This window comes from Moorena sp. SIO3B2, assembly GCF_010692525.1.
Classification (GTDB): Bacteria; Cyanobacteriota; Cyanobacteriia; order Cyanobacteriales; family Coleofasciculaceae; genus Moorena; species Moorena producens.
Genome location: NZ_JAAHHE010000917.1, coordinates 1 through 1,251, shown reverse-complemented (window position 1 = coordinate 1,251; position 1,251 = coordinate 1). Strand labels below are relative to the sequence as shown.

The following is a 1,251-nucleotide window of genomic DNA, read 5'->3' as shown; positions in this document are numbered from 1 at the left end:
CATTTCCGGTTTCCTCCGCCATCAGATAAACGGAAATCTCTCGCATTGCCCGGAGATTGTCCGTGTTGCGTCCATCCACCCAACTTCCTCGCACATCCGGTCCCCAACCATCACCACCTTTTCCCTTACCATAAATGGGGTGAGGACGCCCATTGGGGTCAGTTTCTGTCCAGGTTTTGGCACCGTCAAACATTCGCTGTTTGTAGGTCGGGTCGAGAAATTGCCCAAAGAAGAAGTATTTTCGGATTTGTCCCTTGAGGGTGAAAGCGTAATAGTAGTCAATACCCTTAGTGTGTTGGTTATCTTGAGCTTGGGCATCTTCTGATTGCAGAAACTCTAGGGCTTTGTCCCGATTGCCAACAATAAAATCAAACATGGCATAGGGATAAGACCGCTTCTCATTTTCCCCGTAGTTGTTGCCATAACCTAACCCATCGTAGTACTGAATTGCCTGGTTGGCTCGCACCCAGAATTCTGATTCCAATTCAGGAGTCCACTGATTCCTATACTTGGTAGCAATCGGTAAGGGTTCAATCTGAATTAGATCAGTAACAGATCTGCTAATCACTGGTTTAGCATCTGACGCTGGTGTGGTCGGTATAACTTGGTGGGTACAGCCCAAGACAGCGCCAGCGACAACGAAAGCATTGCTTAATAATGGAATGATTTTAAGAGTGAGGTGGAATGGGCATCTTGGTGGAACTGGCATCTTGCCAGTTTCAAGATATTTTCGGGCGGGCAGGATGCCCACTCTACTGCTATTCATGGGAAGATTCAGCCACGGGACAAAGGAAGCTACTAGTAAGTGACGAGATTTCCGAGATTTCACCAGATTTCACCAATTGTAGCGATTGCTCTCAATTCTTACACAACAACCAAAACAGTACACCTGAGCGTCAACCCTAAATTAAACATCGGCACTTCACAATTTTTAATCATGGGCAATGGAGCTCAGAATGCCCAGGGATTGACACATTCAGGATATAGTCATGTTCGATTTACTATTTGCTCGCAATTTGGCCACTACACTAATCATACTCACTGTGTTCATTCTTGGCTTAGACAAGTTGTATCGGCAGGATCAAAACCCTGGAAAACTCCAAAGGGTTCAGCACATAGAACAGGCCCTTCGAGTCGGATTTGCCCTCAAGGCAACTCAATTCCGTTGACCTTCCCTGAACTAGGTGTGGAATAGGAGCCAGTTCCCTAGTTCGACCCAAGTTACTGGTTTGTCAGATGGCTGTGAATATT

Annotated in this window: 1 protein-coding gene and 1 pseudogene; one reads left to right on the top strand and one right to left on the bottom strand. The window is 46.2% G+C overall.

Annotation, left to right across the window (positions count from 1 at the left end; translation table 11 throughout):
- A pseudogene (locus tag F6K38_RS44775) lies at nt 1–829 on the bottom strand (hypothetical protein); the annotation flags it as partial.
- A gap of 160 nt (nt 830–989) precedes the next feature.
- Here F6K38_RS44775 and F6K38_RS44770 point away from each other — a divergent pair.
- Complete coding sequence (locus F6K38_RS44770; protein ID WP_071103626.1) at nt 990–1,169, top strand: hypothetical protein; 180 nt, start codon at nt 990–992, stop codon at nt 1,167–1,169.
- Nucleotides 1,170–1,251 lie beyond the last annotated feature (82 nt).

Coding starts and splice junctions, on each gene's coding strand:
- F6K38_RS44770 (WP_071103626.1), top strand. CDS start 990: ATGTTCGATTTACTATTTGCTCGCAATTTGGCCACTACACTAATCATA.